The following is a 15,272-nucleotide window of genomic DNA, read 5'->3' as shown; positions in this document are numbered from 1 at the left end:
TCGGCGAAACGGTGAACGATATTCCTGTGCGCATGCGCCAGACTCGCATGCGAACGCAACAAAGGGAATCCCGAACCGGACTCTTATGTCAGGCGGAAACCACTAGCTAGATGCCGTAATGGGCCGGCGTCTCGAAGGTAGCCAAGTGGGAGGCTGTCTTGATCCGGGGTTTGATGAGCGACGAGGAATGGACGTGTCTTGAGCCGTTTGTGATCGAGCGCAGGGCGCGCAGCGGGCGGCGCCCGCGAGATCACCGCCTCGTCCTCGATGGGATTTTCTGGATCGCACGGACGGGCGTGGCCCGGCGCGACCTGCACGAGCATTTTGGCAAATGGTCATCGGTTTACCGCCAGTTCTGGCGCTGGACGCTGTCAGGCTTGTGGGAGTTGCTGCTCGAAGCCTTCAACGAAAGCGGGGGCGGCAACCCCAGCCTACAGATGATCGACAGCACAATAATCCGGGCGCACCACTGTTCAGCCCGCGCAAAAGATCCCATGATGAGAAGTGGACAGCGGCCTGAGGGAGATCAGAGTCGGTTTGCTACCAACCTCTCTGAAAGGATTTGCCATGTCAGCAGAATCAATCTCGCCGCCTGCCGCCATCTGGGTTGACCTTGGCGCAATTTTCGTTTCGCTGGAACTGTCGAAATCGACCTGGCTGGCGACCTCGCTATCGCCTGGCAGCGAGCGGATGTCGCGTCACTGGGTGCCGGGCGGCGACCTGCCCGCATTGCTGGCCTGCTTGGGTGCCTTGCGTGAGAAGACACGGGCCCGGGAGGGCAGGCTCTATCGTGTAGTGGTCATCCAGGAAGCGGGGCTTGATGGCTTCTGGATCCATCGCGCGCTTGAGGCGGAAGGTTGGATCGCAAGCCATGTCGTGGATGCCGCATCGATCGCGGTGTCACGCCGGCATCGCCAGGCGAAGACCGATCGCATCGACGGAGAGACGCTGGTCCGCACGCTGATGGCATGGATGCGCGGTGAGCCTCGCGTCTGCACGATGGTCCGTGTGCCTGCAGTCGAGGATGAGGATCGCCGCCGGATTGGCCGAGAGCGCAAGGCGCTGATCGAGGAACGCAAACGGCACGTCAACCGGATCAAGGGGCTGCTCTTTGGCGTCGGCATCCGGCATTATGAGCCTGTTCGTCGCGACCGCCGTGAGCGCCTGGAAGAACTGCGAACCGGCGACGGCCGCCCATTGCCTACCCATCTCAAGGCACAGCTTTGTCGTGAACTGGACCGGCTCGAGCTATTGGACGGACAGATCAAGGCCGTCGAAGCCGAACGCGATGCCCTGTGCTCCCAAGCCCATGAGACCTCGCCTCAAGCGATGCTGACGGGGATCAAGGGTATCGGCGCGGAATCCGCCAACATCCTCACGAGCGAGGGACTATTCCGACAGTTCGACAATCGGCGCCAGGTCGCGGCCTATGCAGGGCTTGCACCCTCGCCTTGGCGAAGCGGCTCGATCGATCGTGAACAGGGCGTCTCGAAAGCAGGCAATCCACGACTGCGCACGACGATGATCCAGCTGGCATGGCTATGGCTGCGCTATCAGCCGGACGCGGCTCTCACACGCTGGTTCCATGAAACGGGCAAGCCACAGCGGCGGGCGAGGTCGAAAGGTCGCGATCGTCGCGCTGGCGCGCAAGCTGCTCGTTGCCTTGTGGAATTACGTGACCGCAGGGGTCGTGATCGAGGGAGTCGCCATGACCGCAGCGTAGCGAAGGGCTGCTCGCGATACACTCCAATCCTCAGGACCTGATCGGTCCTGACGGATCCAGGCGAACGGACCGAAGCCCCCCCATGGCTTCCAACGCCGCTCAAAAGAAGGGTTCCGTTCTCCTGAGCCGCGTCCCCGAATGCGGGATTATGGTGCAGCCGTCCCGAGCGGCGACCGGATATGAGGTGGTACAGGCGAGGCACACCCGCCGGTACTCGTGAACGGGCTCAGCTGGATGCCGATGCCGACCGGGAGATACGAAACGACGAGATATCCCCTTGACCTTCAACTCATCATATGAGGGGGACTCCGCGTCAGGGTCTTGGCCGCTCAAAAGGTGGCTTTACGACCAAGATCCATCTCCGCATCAATGCGTTGGGCCTGCCCATAGCGGTGGCGCTGACCGGGGGCGAAGCGTACGCATCCGGGGAGGCTTGCGATTACCCATAAGTTTTTGAATCACTTATCAAGTAGTTGTCGAAAATTGTTGAATCGGATGAGTCGGTTATGATTGATTGAACGAACGAACATGACGTAATCGCGGGAGCGCCGGCCATGGGCAAGGGGCTCGAGATTACTGGAAGGTTGGTTGCCCCCCGCTAGATGAAGAACGGGCTCACGATTTTGGACCGGGCCCAGCATCAGATGGAGGACAACCGTGGACCAGCATATAGGACTCGATGTTTCCCTGAAAGACACTTCGATTTCGATTCGTCAGGATGGCAAGCGCGTTTGGCGTGGCAAGTGTCCGTCGGATCCGAAGCTGCTCGCAGAAGTGATCCGCAAACGCGCGCCGAATGCAAAGCGCGTGGTGTTCGAGACAGGGCCTCTTTCGGTTTGGTTTTTTCATGCGCTGACTGCGGAGGGTTTGCCAGCGATCTGCATAGACGCGCGCCATGCCAAGGCGGCTCTCGACATGGCCGCGAACAAGACAGACGCGAACGACGCTGACGGTCTGGCGCATTTGGCCGAGGTAGGTTTCTTTCGGGAGATCCGCGTCAAAGGCTTCGACAGCATGTTAATGAGGACGCTGATTGCAGCACGACGCCAACTTATGAAGATGCGGGTGCAGATGTCGAACCAGATACGCGGGCTGATGAAGACGTTCGGTCTCGTAATACCCAAAGGCGCAGGCAGCGTCTTTGAGCGCAACGTAGTTACGCTTCTGGAAGACGAAGACAATTTGGCGCGCATCATCCTACCACTGCTTAAGGCCTGGGGCGATATTCGGCTTCGCGTGGCGGAGTTGACCAAGCAGCTGGTTGTTATGGCCGGCACGGATCAACGCTGCCGCCTACTCGCCTCGGTACCTGGCGTGGGTACGGTCACCGCCACGGCCTTTGCAGCAGCAGTGGAGGATTCGATCAACTTCAAGAACTCGCGCGCGGTGGGCGCCTGGGTCGGGCTGACCCCGAAGCGATATCAGTCAGGCGAGGTTGACTATGAAGGTCACATCTCGCGTCGTGGTGACGCTAAGCTACGCACGTTGTTGTACGACGCGGCCTCGGTGATTTGAACAGGTCGTCGGAGACCAGCGCGTTGCGAACATGGGCACTCGCGCTGAAAGAGCGTTTGGGATTCAAGCGGGCCGCTGTCGCCCTTGCGCGCAAACTGGCGGTAATCATGCACTCGATGCTGAAGACGGGTGAGCTGTTTGATCCAAATGCCGGAGCCACTGCCCCGGCCTGACCAATAGGAGGAAAAAGCGCCGGAACCAGCATCATCTATCGTTTCATCAGTTAGCGCCCGTTCGGGGCGTGCCGAGCCGTCCCTGCCGGGACGCGGTTGGGATCATTCCGCGAAGCGGGAAGCAACTGCCCCTTGCGAGCAGATTGCGTCACGAACATAGGAAGATCTCGGCTACGGAACCCATCCTGCGGCGATCAAATTTGTATCGACCGCGTAGACGACCCTGTACCCGGCACACGCGGCGCATCTTTATGAACGATCAATTCGTTGGACTTGACCGAGGGGCGATTAGACGACCCGCTGACGCGGCACTGGGTTGTTCGCTGGCTGGAATGGCCTCCTGATGGGAAGGTTTGGTTGCTGAAGACCAACCCCTGATCAGGAGACCATCCATGACCGACACCTTGGCAGCGGTGAGCCCGCTGCGCCGTCGCATGATCGACGACATGATGCTTCGCAACCTGTCGCCAGCCACGCAGCGATCCTACCTCCATGCCGTGACGAAGTTCAGCCGTTATTTCGGCCCTTCGCCGGACCGCCTGGGGCTGGAGGATGTCCGCGCGTTTCAAGTGTATCTGGTGTCGCAGGGCATTTCCTGGCCGGCGCTGAACCAGACTGTCTGCGCGCTGCGCTTCTTCTAAGGCGTGACGCTGAACCGGGCGGAGATTCCCGAGCGGATCGCCTATGCGCGCACGCCCCGCAAGCTGCCGGTGATCTTGAGCGCCGACGAGATCGTGCGCCTGCTTGAGGCGGTGCCGTCCCTGAAGGCACGCACGGCGCTGACCACGGCCTATGCCGCGGGTTTGCGCGTTTCGGAAGCGGTGAACCTGAAGGTTGCTGATATCGACAGCGCGCGCATGGTTATCCAGGTCCGTCACGGCAAGGGCGGCAAGGACCGGACGGTCATGCTCTCTCCACAACTGCTCGGTATCTTGCGGACCTACTGGCGCCTGGCGCGGCCGAGCGACTGGCTGTTTCCGGGTCGCGGCGACAAGCCGATCAACGTTTCCGTGCTCCATTCGGCCTGCCGGTCCGCGACCAAGGCGGCGGGATTGACCAAGAAGGTCAGCGTGCACACGCTGCGGCACAGCTTCGCTACCCATCTGCTCGAGAGCGGCGTCGACATCCGGATCATCCAGGTCTTGCTCGGGCACAACAGCCTGTCGACGACGGCGCGCTACACGCATGTGGCGACGACGACGATCGCAAGCACGCAGAGCCCACTCGATCGTTTGACCATCGAGGTGGTGCCGCCCGCCTGAGCCGACCCCGTGCGGTCCGATCTGGAGGTGGCGGATATTTTCCGCCGCCACGGTGCTGCTTTTCGCCTGGCCCATGACGGCCATCTCGGTCGCGTCGAACGCCGCGTCATGTCGGCGGTCGAGCTGTGCCGATGCGCAACCCCGTGACCGCGAGTAGGGCTATCAAGGTCGCATAAGTCAGCGGGCGCAGGCCTCCTTGAGGTCGAAGCTTGCTAGCGGCTTCGATCAGGCGAGCGATCTCCGTGCCCGAGTAAATGTGCGGTGGCCGGCGCCTTTTTTGGGCACCGAAGTGATTGCGCGGGGGCAACTCGTGCCGCACGTCTTCGACGCGGATATGGCGTGCGAAGCGGCAGACGGCTTTCAGTCGCGCGTCGCGTTGCGCAATCGACGGTCCCAGTGCGGCCCAATCGATGGCTGTTTGCGTTTGAACATACGCCTGTCCGCGCTCAGTCGCGAAGCCGGCGAAGCTTTTGAGCAAATACTCGGCATTCGACATCGCAAAGCCCGTGGCACGACGCAGTGCGAGATAGGTCTCGATGGTCTTCAACATCAGAGCGCCTCCGGCCATGGCTGCGCCACCTGCTTCAGAAGAGTGACATCGGCTTTGGCGTAGTGGGCCGTAGTGTCGATGCCACTATGCCGGAGGACCAGACCGATCTTGTCGAGCGGCACCCCGTGGCGCAGCATCTCGGTCGCCGCGGTGTGCCGCAGGACGTGCGCACCCTTGAACGGTGTCACGAGGCCAGCCCGCTTCATGATGCGCCTGACCACCGAAGAGACGGCGTCACCGTTTAGGAACGGGCGACTGGGCGCGATCGTGCTCAGGAACACGCGATCACTTCGGCAGAAAGACGGTCGGCATTCGAGATAGGCCGCGACCGCATCCCCGACGTCCTGGGGCAGCGGCAAGCGAACTTCATGGCGCGACTTGCCCGTAATCCGCAGCGAACCCGCCTGCCACTCGATATCGGTGAGGCGGAGCTGCGCCACGTCGCCGGCCCGCAGTCCGATGCACCAGCGAGTCCAGCCCTTTTCATGAAGGTGGCGGTCGAACAGATCCTGAAACCGCGTCTGACGCGTACCACAAATTATTTCAAGGTAACTCAACGGGATAGGGCCGACCTCGTCGGCGTCGTGGTCCGCGTACGACGCTCCCCTGGAACCGGGTCATACGGGTCTTACGGCAATATGACCTTGTTTCTACAGGCTAATACGCCCGCTGCACCCGTGCGTAGGGTCCATTACAAACGGCCTCGCGCCGTGCGTTCAGCCTTACGCAGCGCGCTCGCGCTGCGCAGCCTCGTGCCGGAAGGCGCGGGGCAACCTTGCTTCAGAGGATTGTTGTTCACCGCTGCAGCGGCACGAGGGACGAAGGCCATTGGTGGGGACTCCCTGCAAGCAAAAAAGGGGCCGGGCACGAGCCCGACCCCGGAAGTCATTCGCTATCATTCACCGGGGCATGGAGGCTCCGGATCGCTGTGGAAGATATTGTAGTGGGCGTTGTAGACGATCTGCGCGGTCTCGTCGGTCCTCCCCTGTGCCTTGAGGATCAGATAGGCGTTCGAGGTCGCGGCGATCCAGCCGAGGTTATGGGCCTTGGTCGTCGCCTCATCATATTCAGCGTCGCATTCGCCGGTGATGACAAGGTCGTGGGTCACCGGGTCGGTGTAGCCAGTGTAGCCAGTGTATCCACCGGCATAGTGGTCCGCCCGTCTGACCTGTTCCTCGATCTGGGCAATGAGCGCGAAACCTCTGATCTGCGCTGCCCGGTAATCGGGGTCATTGGGTCCAACAAAGCGATCGAGCTGGGGGTCGGTGATCGACATGACAGCCTCCTCGTTCCCCTTGCCTGCGCAGGGGAGGAATGATGGGAAGGTGAAATCTCGGGAGGCATGGAGCTGCGTATCTGAGCCGCCCGGTGCCGGTATAAGCGGCGTTCGGCCCTTGCCTCCACGAGTGGCTATGGCAGAATGCACCGTGACGGGCAGGCCATCGGGGAAGGACGATGGACATGCCAAAGATGACGGAAAGGGATCGGCTCGCCGATCTGGAAGCGCGTCAGCGCAAGATGAATGATGAACTGGAAACCGCGCGCCGTGCCCTGCGCGGCAAATATGCCGCAATGATCGCGGAGATGCCGGTGGAGAAACTCACGGAAAAGGAGTTCCGCGAGCTTCTCACACAGGCGATCCGGGTCGGTGGCAGTGCGGCGCTGACGGCGGTTAAAGGACTGCCAGCGGCGATCTGATCACGCCACTGGTCATCACAGGTTCCGGCAGGGATACGCCTCGAGAAAGCTGTCCCTGTCGAAATCCGATCTCAGGGTGATGAACCGCGCTTCGGGCCCGAACCAGATCATGATGAAGCGCCGCTGCGCCGCCAACCGGTGGATATTCGCAAGGCTCCCCCGGCTTCGACCGTCCCAGATCACGAGACCGCTGAAGGCATCGCGCGCCATCGCCGCATCCTTCGGGACATGGTAGGCGGCGGTGCCCTTTCGCCCGGAAGAAGGAATGTTCCGGACAGGCCAATCGCTCAGATTGTTACGTGGTCCCTCGCCGGAGCAGTAGACCGTGACGGCAGCGATATCCCGGTCGGCAAGATGGCGCTGGATCAACCGATCCATGCCGCGCGCGTCCCCGATCAGGATGGGAAGAGCGCGCTCGATGATGCCGCCGATGCGTTCGATGACAGGTTCGGGAAGCGCGGTAATGGACAGCGATCCGGAAATGAAGACGGCCGAACCGGAGAGGTGTGATGGGGTATGCTCGGACATGGCTTTAATCTCCTCGAATGAGCCACTCCTCTCTGCCCTCCTCTCCTCTAATGGCAGGACGCGGGCCTCGCCACCTCAGCCAACCCCGCCCAGACCGCACCCGAAGGGTGTCCCTGCGGCGAGCACGGCGGAGCCGCGCGCAGACGGCCGGGACCGCCCCGGCGGTTCCGCATCGCGCCCGCGACGGACCCGCCTGCGGGTCCCTGAGCGGGGGCGAATGTGACGCTGGATAAACGAAATGAGGACCGGCCCGGCGAACCGGACCGATCCTCAGGCGGAACCTCACTGCGCCTCCCATTCCTGATCGCTGAGCCTGACGAACCGCGCTGGGATACGCTTCTCCTTAACGAGGCGCGCGAGGTGAGACTGTAGTCCCGACCCTTCGCAGACCAGCGCCTCGACGGGCCGCAGTCCGACCATCTGCTCGTTCCGGACGAACCCCGCCCTCTTCCCCAGCTTCGCGCTGAGGCGGAACGTGATGAGCTTCACCTTACGCGAGGCGGCCCACGCTGCGGCCATCGCGTCGCACCCCTTATCCTGTGCGGTGGTCGCCAGCAGCATCATCGGATTTCGCGCTTTCGTTTCGTCGAGTTTCCCCCAGATGAGGCGCTCGTCGAACCAGCAGTCCGCGCCGCCGGAGAAGATCACGACGGACCCTTCCGGGTAGTGCGCTTCGTTCTTGCGGAGGCGGCGGGCGGCGAGGAAATCGGTGGCGGCGATCACCGAGGCGGTGCGCTTGCTCGATATCAGCGACCCCTTCGGAGCGGACCACGGGCGGCCGGTTTCGGTGTGGAAGACGTCGGCGGCGTAGTCGCGCATGCACCGCAGGGCGTCGGTGGCTTCATCGAGGAATTCGAGGTTATCGCGGGCCTGCTCAAGTTCGACGCCGTGGATTTCGCTGCCGTCGGCGCACCGCAGCAGGTCCTGAACATCGCGCGTCGCCTTGTCGGCTTGGCCCGCCCACTGGTCGGCGACGTGATGGAAACTGTTGACGATGCCCCATGCGAGGCGCTCCGCGGCTGGCTGCAACCGGGTGTCCCGAAGCACGTCGAAGAGTGTCGTGACAATGAGTTCCACGGCAAGCTGCGCTTCCCGCGGATCGGGCATGTCGGTCGCCATCTCCTCTTCACCTCGCCCGATGCGGATCCCCTCGAGATTGGAGGCGAAGGCGGCGTGGAAATCGTCGGTGGTGGCGGCTGTCTCCTGCGCGATGAATTCGGCGATGTCGGAGAACGGGCGGATGCTGCGGTTGATATTCGTCATTGGAACCTCCTGCTGAAACGAAAGAGGTTCCCCCTTGGGCACGGGCTCCGAGCGGCGGGGTCAAGGATCGCGAAGCGACCGGCGCAGCCGGCGATGGGGGTCACGATTTTTTGGGCGGCCACCTACATTGCAGGCCAGGCGCGACGCCCGACCCGCCCGAAAAAATGGTGGGGCCCCGTAGTCCTTGAGGCCGACGCGGTCCCGTGCCACCATAGGAATTCTTTAGAGAGAGAAGAGGCTTTGCGAATCTGGGGCTCGATGCCCCTGATTCGCAAATGGGTGCCTCCGAGCGCTGCCCTCAATGTCCATGGACGGTGAGGGCCGGGGTCAAGGACCGCAGATGCGGTCGCGAAGCGGCAGTGGGGGCAACGATTTTGCGGAGCAAAATGGTGGGGCCCCGCCGTCCTTGACGCCAACCGACGCCTCCATGACGATCATGGGAATAGGAGGGCATTGCGAGCCTGCTCGCGATGCCCGCACGTCGTTCCGCCTGATCGGGGGCGCGTCCTGCTCAGGGCGCTGGCGGAACATAGGCGGCGAAGGGATCGCCGTCATGCAAGTGCCCGAACGGCATGAACAGATATTCCTCCCTGCTCCGGCCGACGGCGCAGACCACAAAGCGGGGTTCGCCGGAAACCGCATCGACGCATTCCATCAAAGCGAGATTGCCATCCATGGCGGCATCCAGCAAAGTTTGAAAATTGGCTCGGTGATGATCGGGTATCGCCATCATGCGCTCCCATAAAAAACGGGGACAGCGCGAAGCGCCGTCCCCGACAGGATGAAGGAAGTTCGCCGACGTTACGCCACCCGACGCAGCCGACCCCGCTCCGGCGGAGCGACCTTCTCGGCCGGAGCCTGATCTGCCTTGCGGAAGGCATGGATAGGGACACCTGCCTTGCGCAGGGCCTGATAAAGATTGGCCTGAATGCCTGACCCCTCCCCCAGCAAGGCTTCGACGGGTTTGAGATCGACCAGCTTGCGGTTGCGCGCGAAGGGCGCACCGCGTCCCGAGCCTGTCAACGAGTAGGTCACGAGCTGGACCTCGCGATTCCCCGCCCATGAAGCCACGATCGCATCGAACCCCTTGCGCTGCGCGGTCGTCACCAGCGTCATGTGCGGGATGCGCGCGAGGATGGAATCGAGCCGGTCCCAGAGCAGTTGCCAGTCATGCCATTCGGCATGACCCGAGGCGACAACGATCGGACCACGCGGGCGGTAGCGCTCGCGGTCGGCCAGTTCCCGGGCGCGCAGGAAGTCCTGTATCGACACCTGTGTGGCGGTGGCGGCCTTCGAGACACGCGAGCCGCGCGCGGGCGACCAGGGACGGCCCGAGAGCACGCGGAAGGTTTCGGCGGCATAGTCGCGCATGCACTCGACCGCCTCGCGCTGTTCGGACAGTGACTGGCACAGGAGCTGCTTCTCCTCCAGTTCGGTGTTGAACACTTCGGAGATATCGTTCCGCCGCATCATGTCGCGCAGCTCGTCGACCAGTGCGTCCTCCTGCTTTTCCAGCTTGCCAGCGACGAAATGGAAGCTGTTGACGGTGCCCCACGCGATTTCGGGCGCGAGCGCATCGAGCCTTGTATCGGTCAGCAGGTCGAAGATCGTGGCGATGATCCCCGCGCAATCCGCCTGCGCGTGCAACGGATCGGGCATGTCATGCTCGCCCGGTTCGTCGCCCGGCTGGATGATCGAAAGCGGGATAGGATCGCCAAAGGCGCGCTGGAATTCCGGCGTTGCCGTCATCTCGGCGAACAATGCCGGCAGGTCTGCGAAGCGGCTTATGCTGCGCGAACGGTCTTGGGTCATGGGACTTCTCCTGCATGATGGAAAAGAAAAGGGGCGAGACGCGATGGCGTCCCGCCCCCATGGTGTCGGATCAGTGCATGCTCGCCCGGATGCCGGCGAAGGCGGCGGAGCGCGTCAGGACGGCCCCGACGATTTCAGCGGCATGCGGGGCAAAGGGCGTGCCCTCGAGCAGGTCGTAAATGGCTGCGATGATCTCGCCGCAGGTGATCCCGGCCGGGATTTCCGGAACATGGGCCGCAGGAAATGGCGGGGAAAGCATATCCCGGATGGCGGGACTGGCCATGATCGCGGCGCAGAGCGCGGAGAGATCGGCGAAGGGGGCGAGGTCGTGCAACGAAGGGAGCGGCATGGGCTGCCTCCTCAGACAAGAGAAAAGAAAAGGGCCGGGGAAGCCTGACGCCTCCCCGGCCCGGAACCTGTTCCGATCAACCGGCGATCAGAACGGGTCCTCCTCGCCGAACGGCGCACCCGCGCCGGTCAGTTCGCCGTTGGCACCGGCGGTGCTGCCGCCGAAGCCATCCTGATCGCGCGGACCACGATCGTCATAGTTGGTGCGGCTGACGCCCATGCCACCGCCGAAGTCGGAACGCATGGTGTCGCGCCGCCACGCGACCATGTAGCCTCCGTGATCGGCCGGGAAGAGCGCGATCGGCATCGGTTCGGGCAGGCTGGGATCGTCGATATTCCCGGCGAGGAAGGTTTCGCCGGTGCGCTTCGAGACGGCTTCCCACAGCGCGCCGATCTGGACCCAGCGGCGTGCGACGTTCAGGGCGAGGATCTCGTAGACCGGAGCCTTCTCGTTCTCGCTCATCACCTTGCGCAGCCCGATGCGGGGCAGGTCGATCGTGCGGGTGGCGATCGAGCCCGTCAGGCGGTTGTTCACATTGAAGATTTCACCGATATTCATCGTCTTGACCTTTCGAATCTCGCTCGAAGACCATTCTCCGGCGACACCCTCCCCGGTCCTTCTCTCCTCTCTGTCCCGCCCTCTCTCCGCGCGCCGCCCGCCCATGGGACAGCGCTCCGCCTGCCTCCCGCGCGACGCCTCCCCGCCTGCCCCACGCGCAACGCCGGCCCGCCCACAACTCTGCGCGACCACCGCGGCATGGCGCGGAGCCGGGGTGGAAGATGCGGGGCCGAAGAGGGGTTGGGGAGCGAGGCCGGAGGCGCGGCGGTAGCCGCGCTGGCGCTACGCCGGCGGGAGTAGCGGTAGCGGCGGGGGCGGCATGATCAGGCGGCTCCTGCAGGCAGACCGAACGGGTCCATGCAGGGCGGCACCGGCCGGTGCGTTTCCGGTAGCGGGAACCAGCAGGGGATGGTGGCGGGCCGCACGGCGGGATCGCCGAACACTTCGTCCCTATCGGGGATAGCTTATGGCACGCACAGCAAAGCGCATGGATCGCGATTGACTACGAAGCGGCGGACGACGCCTTTGTGTTGACTGCACTGATCGTTTCAGCCAACGTCCTTGATGGGTGCCAAGGCCGCTGGCACCAGATATGTCCCATGCCGGGCTGGAGCCAGGGATCAAGCCGTCCGGGGAAGGTCATCCGGATCATTGGCGGGTGGGGGAGCACAGGCTCGACCCGCATTGAAACGGTCGATCCATGTGCTGATATGGGATCGTTGCTCGATCGGAACAGCAGCGGCTGCACGCTGGAAGTCGAGAAGATCGAGAGGCGCGTTGGCGATGATCTCGTCGATCTCGCCGGGATCGAGTAACGCTTCGGCACGGATGAACGCGGTCATCGAACCGGGACGCTTTTTCGTCGATTTGCGCCATAGACCTTCAACGGTTCGAAGCCTCGGCGCGGCGCGCGCTTCAAGCAGGACGATGAGCCGCAATTCCTCGCGAGGCAGTGCGCGGACCTCCGAAATCTGCATTGCCGTGCAGAAGAAACATGAACTTTTACAAAAGCTTGGCAAGCCAGCATCTGCGATGATGTGTTCACAATCCTCGCGCGTGAGACCCCATTCCCGAAGGGGGTACCTGTACTCAAAAAGATCTGAAACATGCCCTTCGCGATGAGCATAACGCTGGTTGTCCCGGGCGGAGCAGTCGTAGCCGATCAGGCGGATAACCTTGCGTCCATTCGCCCAGGCGTGCTGGGCGGGAGGCCATGCCTTGACCCACTTATCCTGCGGCGAAATTTTATGCCGGGCCGAACAGCTGTGCTGCCCGAAGGCAATCGACGGCAATGTGCCATTCGTCAGGCACGCATCGAGCAGCGAGGTGTAGGGTGGCCAATGCTTGAAGAACCGGGCCTGATATTCGACGATCTCGTTGGGAACGCCATGATCGTCCATCCACTGGCGGAAGGCAGGGATAAGCCGCCTCGTGTGTGGCTGCTCGGGCATGGCTGCCAACAACGTCATGTCCGGGATTTCGCCGCGGCGGACCAACTCGATGATCATCGCGGTCGAATTGGTGCCCGCACCCCATGCCGCGACGACGGGCGCACGACTGCCCGCGCTCATGCGACCATCGCCAGCCAGCGGTCCGGCCAGGCCGGCGGCCGCATCGTAACCTTGTAGAATTGTAGGGGTGCGACGCCGTGCACGACATAATGCGGAACCCCTGTTTGACCTCGCAGTTGCTGTGCGGTTCTGAGGGCATGATCGAAGGAGGAAAGTTTCTTCCTCAAGGGCGAGAAGCCGTTGCTTTGGTCTGGCGGGGACATGGATCCTCCAGTAGAATAGGCGAAAAATCAGGCCGCGATCGACAGATCGGCGGTAGCGCACCAGTATTTCGAGTGGTACGGCGATGGGGATTGGTAACGTGCTCGCGTAGATCATCAGCCTGATCGGCTCGGAGAGCCTAAAACGCGATCTCTTGGGGATCGTGCGGGCTTCGTCGTTCAGTCCGCATTGCGCAGGATGCCGGGCGACGGGCTTCGGGCATAATGGACGCCCGCTACGCCATAGGTCCGCTCGAAACTCTCGGCCGTTTCGCCACGAGCACAATAGTCGATGCAATCCTCGCAAAGACCATAGCCGGTATCGCGATTCCAGTGCTGCTCGAAATGGCCGGCATATTGACCGCAACAGCAACAGGTTTTCCAGGCAGATGGCATTGTGCCCTCCATCCGGTTGACGGTGGGTGTCGAGGATCAGGGTTGTGAGCAGCAGCGCGGAGCGCCGCTATTGCTTTCCAGAACTTCCGCTTGCGCCAGTCGCCATTCGGCCATGGCGGCGTCTTCGCGCTTCTGGAAGGTGGGGCGTTTCTCGAAGGGGCGCGGATCGCAAACGATGCGCCATTTGCCGTCGGGATAGTTTCGGGAGACACAACCGATCGCACCATTTGGGTAGCGGACGCCGTGAACATACCAGCCGCCATGTCTCCAGCGGGAATAGGTAAATTCGGGCCTTGTGGATGGTGACGCGGAAGGGCCGCGATGATCAGACGATGACATGATGATCTCCGTGCTGGAACAGGATCAGGCAGCGAGCGGAAGGTCGACATCGACCACCTCCGCAGGATCGAGCGCGAGCAGGCTCTGAAGCGTGACAGGCGTGCGAGTTGCCCGTCGGGTTTTCGGGCCTCGGACAGGTCTGGCAGGGTCGTCGAAGCGACAGCCGATCCGCGCGGCATGTTTACCGATGACGGCGGGATCGCGGCCCAGCGCCTGGGCGACATCGACCATCGAGACGCCATATGTCCAGGCATTGCGGATCGCCCTGTCCTCGTCGGCGCTGAACGCGCGCATGAAACCGTGGGTAAGGCCCATCCGGTTGGCATGGTAGAGAACGGCGCGCACCCCGCGGCCAATCTGGTCGGCGATCTGCCGTGTCGGAATCTTGCCATAGTCCGCCCGCAACCGGGCTTCTTCTTCGGCCGTCCAGACGGGCCCCTGCCGAAAGCCGTCGCGATGGATATGGGTGCCGCGCAAGCCCAGCGCCTCGACCCGCCATCGGATCGAGTGCGGCGTGCGCCCAAGACGTTCGCGCAGCGGCGTCAGGCTCGCGCCGGTCGTATAGGCATGGCGTAGAAGATCGTCTTCCTCAGCAATCCATGGACGTCCCCAGCCCCGACCATAGCCCAGTTTGCGCAGGCGTTGCCCGAGGCTGCGACCATTGCGGGTCGGAAAGCCTTCGGCCGTCAGAACCTGCGCAATGGCGACATAACGTGCGCCGGTCGACGCAAGTTCGAGCGCACGGTTCATTTCCGCGTCGCTCCAGTCATCGGGCTGGCAGGCGTGGCGCAGGCCCAATGTCGATGCGCGGGCAATGATGCCAGTGAACGGGCGGCCGATCAGGCTCGCGATCTGGGCGACGGGAACGCCTTTCTCGTAGCCGGCGCGAAGTTGCGCATCTTCCCATCCGCTATAGGGTGGCGATCCGGGCTCAGACAGATCCAACAGCCGTGCGCGGGCATAGAGCGCACTTACACCACGGCCGAGCCGGGCGGCCAGCGTTGCCGTGGGTTCGTGCGCATAGCAGCGTGCCATCTCCTCGTCGTCCCATTCGGTCCAGGACCGCCGCGAGTTACGGCGCATGCCAAGATCATGGATACGCGTGGCGACGCCCGCCCGAGGTCTGCCAAGCATGGCCGCTATCTCATCGATCGTGCGATCGTCGGCGAAAGCGGCGCGCAGACGCTTCGTCTCATCGGGGAGCCATGCGTCCGCGCGGAAGGCCAGTTCTGCAAGCGGCACGGTCGGAACAGCTTCCGATTCGGGGACGAAGGGGGTCAGTTCGACGATATCGGCGTCGAGATCGAAGCTTTTATGGGTCATGATGCGCTTCCT

16 protein-coding genes and 4 pseudogenes are annotated in these 15,272 nt (G+C 62.9%); 7 read left to right on the top strand and 13 right to left on the bottom strand.

The genetic code is table 11. The features are described 5' to 3' along the window. Positions 1-173: 173 nt before the first annotated feature. The 6 genes and pseudogenes from A0U87_RS07295 to A0U87_RS07280 form a co-directional block, all read left to right on the top strand. A pseudogene (locus A0U87_RS07295) lies at positions 174-488 on the top strand (transposase); the annotation flags it as partial. A gap of 79 nt (positions 489-567) precedes the next feature. Next, positions 568-1,723, top strand: a pseudogene (locus tag A0U87_RS07290) (IS110 family transposase). A 314-nt stretch (positions 1,724-2,037) separates the two neighbouring features. After that, a pseudogene (locus A0U87_RS26695) lies at positions 2,038-2,133 on the top strand (IS5/IS1182 family transposase); the annotation flags it as partial. A gap of 247 nt (positions 2,134-2,380) precedes the next feature. Next, a pseudogene (locus A0U87_RS07285) lies at positions 2,381-3,411 on the top strand (IS110 family transposase). A gap of 392 nt (positions 3,412-3,803) precedes the next feature. Next, complete coding sequence (locus tag A0U87_RS26690; protein WP_230588605.1) at positions 3,804-4,052, top strand: phage integrase N-terminal SAM-like domain-containing protein; 249 nt, start codon at positions 3,804-3,806, stop codon at positions 4,050-4,052. 3 nt (positions 4,053-4,055) lie between these two features. Continuing rightward, complete coding sequence (locus A0U87_RS07280; RefSeq protein ID WP_230588604.1) at positions 4,056-4,673, top strand: tyrosine-type recombinase/integrase; 618 nt, start codon at positions 4,056-4,058, stop codon at positions 4,671-4,673. A 106-nt stretch (positions 4,674-4,779) separates the two neighbouring features. Here A0U87_RS07280 and A0U87_RS07270 read toward each other — a convergent pair whose 3' ends face one another. From A0U87_RS07270 to A0U87_RS07260, 3 genes are all read right to left on the bottom strand, one after another. Further along, positions 4,780-5,223 carry a hypothetical protein gene (locus A0U87_RS07270; protein WP_206366584.1) on the bottom strand — a complete coding sequence of 148 codons (444 nt, stop codon included), beginning with the start codon at positions 5,221-5,223 and terminating at the stop codon, positions 4,780-4,782. Next, positions 5,223-5,780, bottom strand: coding sequence for a tyrosine-type recombinase/integrase (locus A0U87_RS07265; RefSeq protein ID WP_230588603.1), 558 nt, complete (start codon positions 5,778-5,780; stop codon positions 5,223-5,225). Before A0U87_RS07265 ends, A0U87_RS07270 begins: the two co-directional genes overlap by 1 nt. A gap of 338 nt (positions 5,781-6,118) precedes the next feature. Next, positions 6,119-6,499 (bottom strand): hypothetical protein, encoded by a 381-nt coding sequence (locus tag A0U87_RS07260; RefSeq protein WP_137405383.1) that lies wholly within the window; start codon positions 6,497-6,499, stop codon positions 6,119-6,121. A 185-nt stretch (positions 6,500-6,684) separates the two neighbouring features. Between A0U87_RS07260 and A0U87_RS07255 the strand changes: the two genes are divergently transcribed. Beyond that, a complete protein-coding gene (locus A0U87_RS07255) occupies positions 6,685-6,921 on the top strand; it encodes a hypothetical protein (protein ID WP_240700527.1) in 237 nt (78 codons plus the stop codon). Positions 6,922-6,936: 15 nt separating this feature from the next. On the opposite strand, the gene A0U87_RS07250 is transcribed toward A0U87_RS07255, so the two are convergent. From A0U87_RS07250 to A0U87_RS07200, 10 genes are all read right to left on the bottom strand, one after another. Then, positions 6,937-7,449 (bottom strand): hypothetical protein, encoded by a 513-nt coding sequence (locus A0U87_RS07250; RefSeq protein ID WP_137405382.1) that lies wholly within the window; start codon positions 7,447-7,449, stop codon positions 6,937-6,939. A 282-nt stretch (positions 7,450-7,731) separates the two neighbouring features. Next, positions 7,732-8,712, bottom strand: a complete 981-nt coding sequence (locus A0U87_RS07245) for an SLOG family protein (RefSeq protein WP_137405381.1) — start codon at positions 8,710-8,712, stop codon at positions 7,732-7,734. 511 nt (positions 8,713-9,223) lie between these two features. Further along, on the bottom strand, positions 9,224-9,388 hold the full coding sequence (locus tag A0U87_RS26685; RefSeq protein ID WP_240700528.1) for a DUF6117 family protein: 165 nt from the start codon (positions 9,386-9,388) through the stop codon (positions 9,224-9,226). A gap of 125 nt (positions 9,389-9,513) precedes the next feature. Beyond that, positions 9,514-10,524, bottom strand: coding sequence for a DUF2493 domain-containing protein (locus tag A0U87_RS07235; protein ID WP_137405380.1), 1,011 nt, complete (start codon positions 10,522-10,524; stop codon positions 9,514-9,516). 70 nt (positions 10,525-10,594) lie between these two features. After that, the gene (locus A0U87_RS07230; RefSeq protein ID WP_137405379.1) at positions 10,595-10,873 is read right to left on the bottom strand and encodes a hypothetical protein; all 279 of its coding nucleotides are present in this window, start codon (positions 10,871-10,873) and stop codon (positions 10,595-10,597) included. A gap of 87 nt (positions 10,874-10,960) precedes the next feature. Then, the gene (locus tag A0U87_RS07225) at positions 10,961-11,431 is read right to left on the bottom strand and encodes a DUF736 domain-containing protein (protein ID WP_137405378.1); all 471 of its coding nucleotides are present in this window, start codon (positions 11,429-11,431) and stop codon (positions 10,961-10,963) included. 620 nt (positions 11,432-12,051) lie between these two features. Beyond that, positions 12,052-13,002, bottom strand: a complete 951-nt coding sequence (locus tag A0U87_RS07220) for a hypothetical protein (protein ID WP_137405377.1) — start codon at positions 13,000-13,002, stop codon at positions 12,052-12,054. Between the two features lie 380 nt (positions 13,003-13,382). Beyond that, complete coding sequence (locus A0U87_RS07210; RefSeq protein ID WP_137405375.1) at positions 13,383-13,598, bottom strand: hypothetical protein; 216 nt, start codon at positions 13,596-13,598, stop codon at positions 13,383-13,385. 36 nt (positions 13,599-13,634) lie between these two features. Next, positions 13,635-13,937: a hypothetical protein gene (locus A0U87_RS07205; protein ID WP_137405374.1), complete on the bottom strand. Its 303-nt coding sequence runs from the start codon at positions 13,935-13,937 to the stop codon at positions 13,635-13,637. 24 nt (positions 13,938-13,961) lie between these two features. Further along, a complete protein-coding gene (locus tag A0U87_RS07200) occupies positions 13,962-15,260 on the bottom strand; it encodes a hypothetical protein (protein ID WP_137405373.1) in 1,299 nt (432 codons plus the stop codon). Positions 15,261-15,272: the final 12 nt, after the last annotated feature.

The organism is Sphingobium sp. MP9-4 (assembly GCF_005281675.1).
Lineage (GTDB): Bacteria > Pseudomonadota > Alphaproteobacteria > Sphingomonadales > Sphingomonadaceae > Sphingobium > Sphingobium yanoikuyae.
Note: the sequence above shows the minus strand (reverse complement) of the source record. Positions and strands in the feature narration are given on the sequence as shown.

What these genes read in the sequence shown, in the direction of transcription:
- A0U87_RS26690 (WP_230588605.1), top strand. Translation starts at nt 3,804, where the DNA reads ATGACCGACACCTTGGCAGCGGTGAGCCCGCTGCGCCGTCGCATGATC.
- A0U87_RS07270 (WP_206366584.1), bottom strand. Translation starts at nt 5,223, where the DNA reads ATGTTGAAGACCATCGAGACCTATCTCGCACTGCGTCGTGCCACGGGC.
- A0U87_RS07260 (WP_137405383.1), bottom strand. Translation starts at nt 6,499, where the DNA reads ATGTCGATCACCGACCCCCAGCTCGATCGCTTTGTTGGACCCAATGAC.
- A0U87_RS07255 (WP_240700527.1), top strand. Translation starts at nt 6,685, where the DNA reads ATGCCAAAGATGACGGAAAGGGATCGGCTCGCCGATCTGGAAGCGCGT.
- A0U87_RS07250 (WP_137405382.1), bottom strand. Translation starts at nt 7,449, where the DNA reads ATGTCCGAGCATACCCCATCACACCTCTCCGGTTCGGCCGTCTTCATT.
- A0U87_RS07245 (WP_137405381.1), bottom strand. Translation starts at nt 8,712, where the DNA reads ATGACGAATATCAACCGCAGCATCCGCCCGTTCTCCGACATCGCCGAA.
- A0U87_RS26685 (WP_240700528.1), bottom strand. Translation starts at nt 9,388, where the DNA reads ATGGATGGCAATCTCGCTTTGATGGAATGCGTCGATGCGGTTTCCGGC.
- A0U87_RS07235 (WP_137405380.1), bottom strand. Translation starts at nt 10,524, where the DNA reads ATGACCCAAGACCGTTCGCGCAGCATAAGCCGCTTCGCAGACCTGCCG.
- A0U87_RS07230 (WP_137405379.1), bottom strand. Translation starts at nt 10,873, where the DNA reads ATGCCGCTCCCTTCGTTGCACGACCTCGCCCCCTTCGCCGATCTCTCC.
- A0U87_RS07225 (WP_137405378.1), bottom strand. Translation starts at nt 11,431, where the DNA reads ATGAATATCGGTGAAATCTTCAATGTGAACAACCGCCTGACGGGCTCG.
- A0U87_RS07220 (WP_137405377.1), bottom strand. Translation starts at nt 13,002, where the DNA reads ATGAGCGCGGGCAGTCGTGCGCCCGTCGTCGCGGCATGGGGTGCGGGC.
- A0U87_RS07210 (WP_137405375.1), bottom strand. Translation starts at nt 13,598, where the DNA reads ATGCCATCTGCCTGGAAAACCTGTTGCTGTTGCGGTCAATATGCCGGC.
- A0U87_RS07205 (WP_137405374.1), bottom strand. Translation starts at nt 13,937, where the DNA reads ATGTCATCGTCTGATCATCGCGGCCCTTCCGCGTCACCATCCACAAGG.
- A0U87_RS07200 (WP_137405373.1), bottom strand. Translation starts at nt 15,260, where the DNA reads ATGACCCATAAAAGCTTCGATCTCGACGCCGATATCGTCGAACTGACC.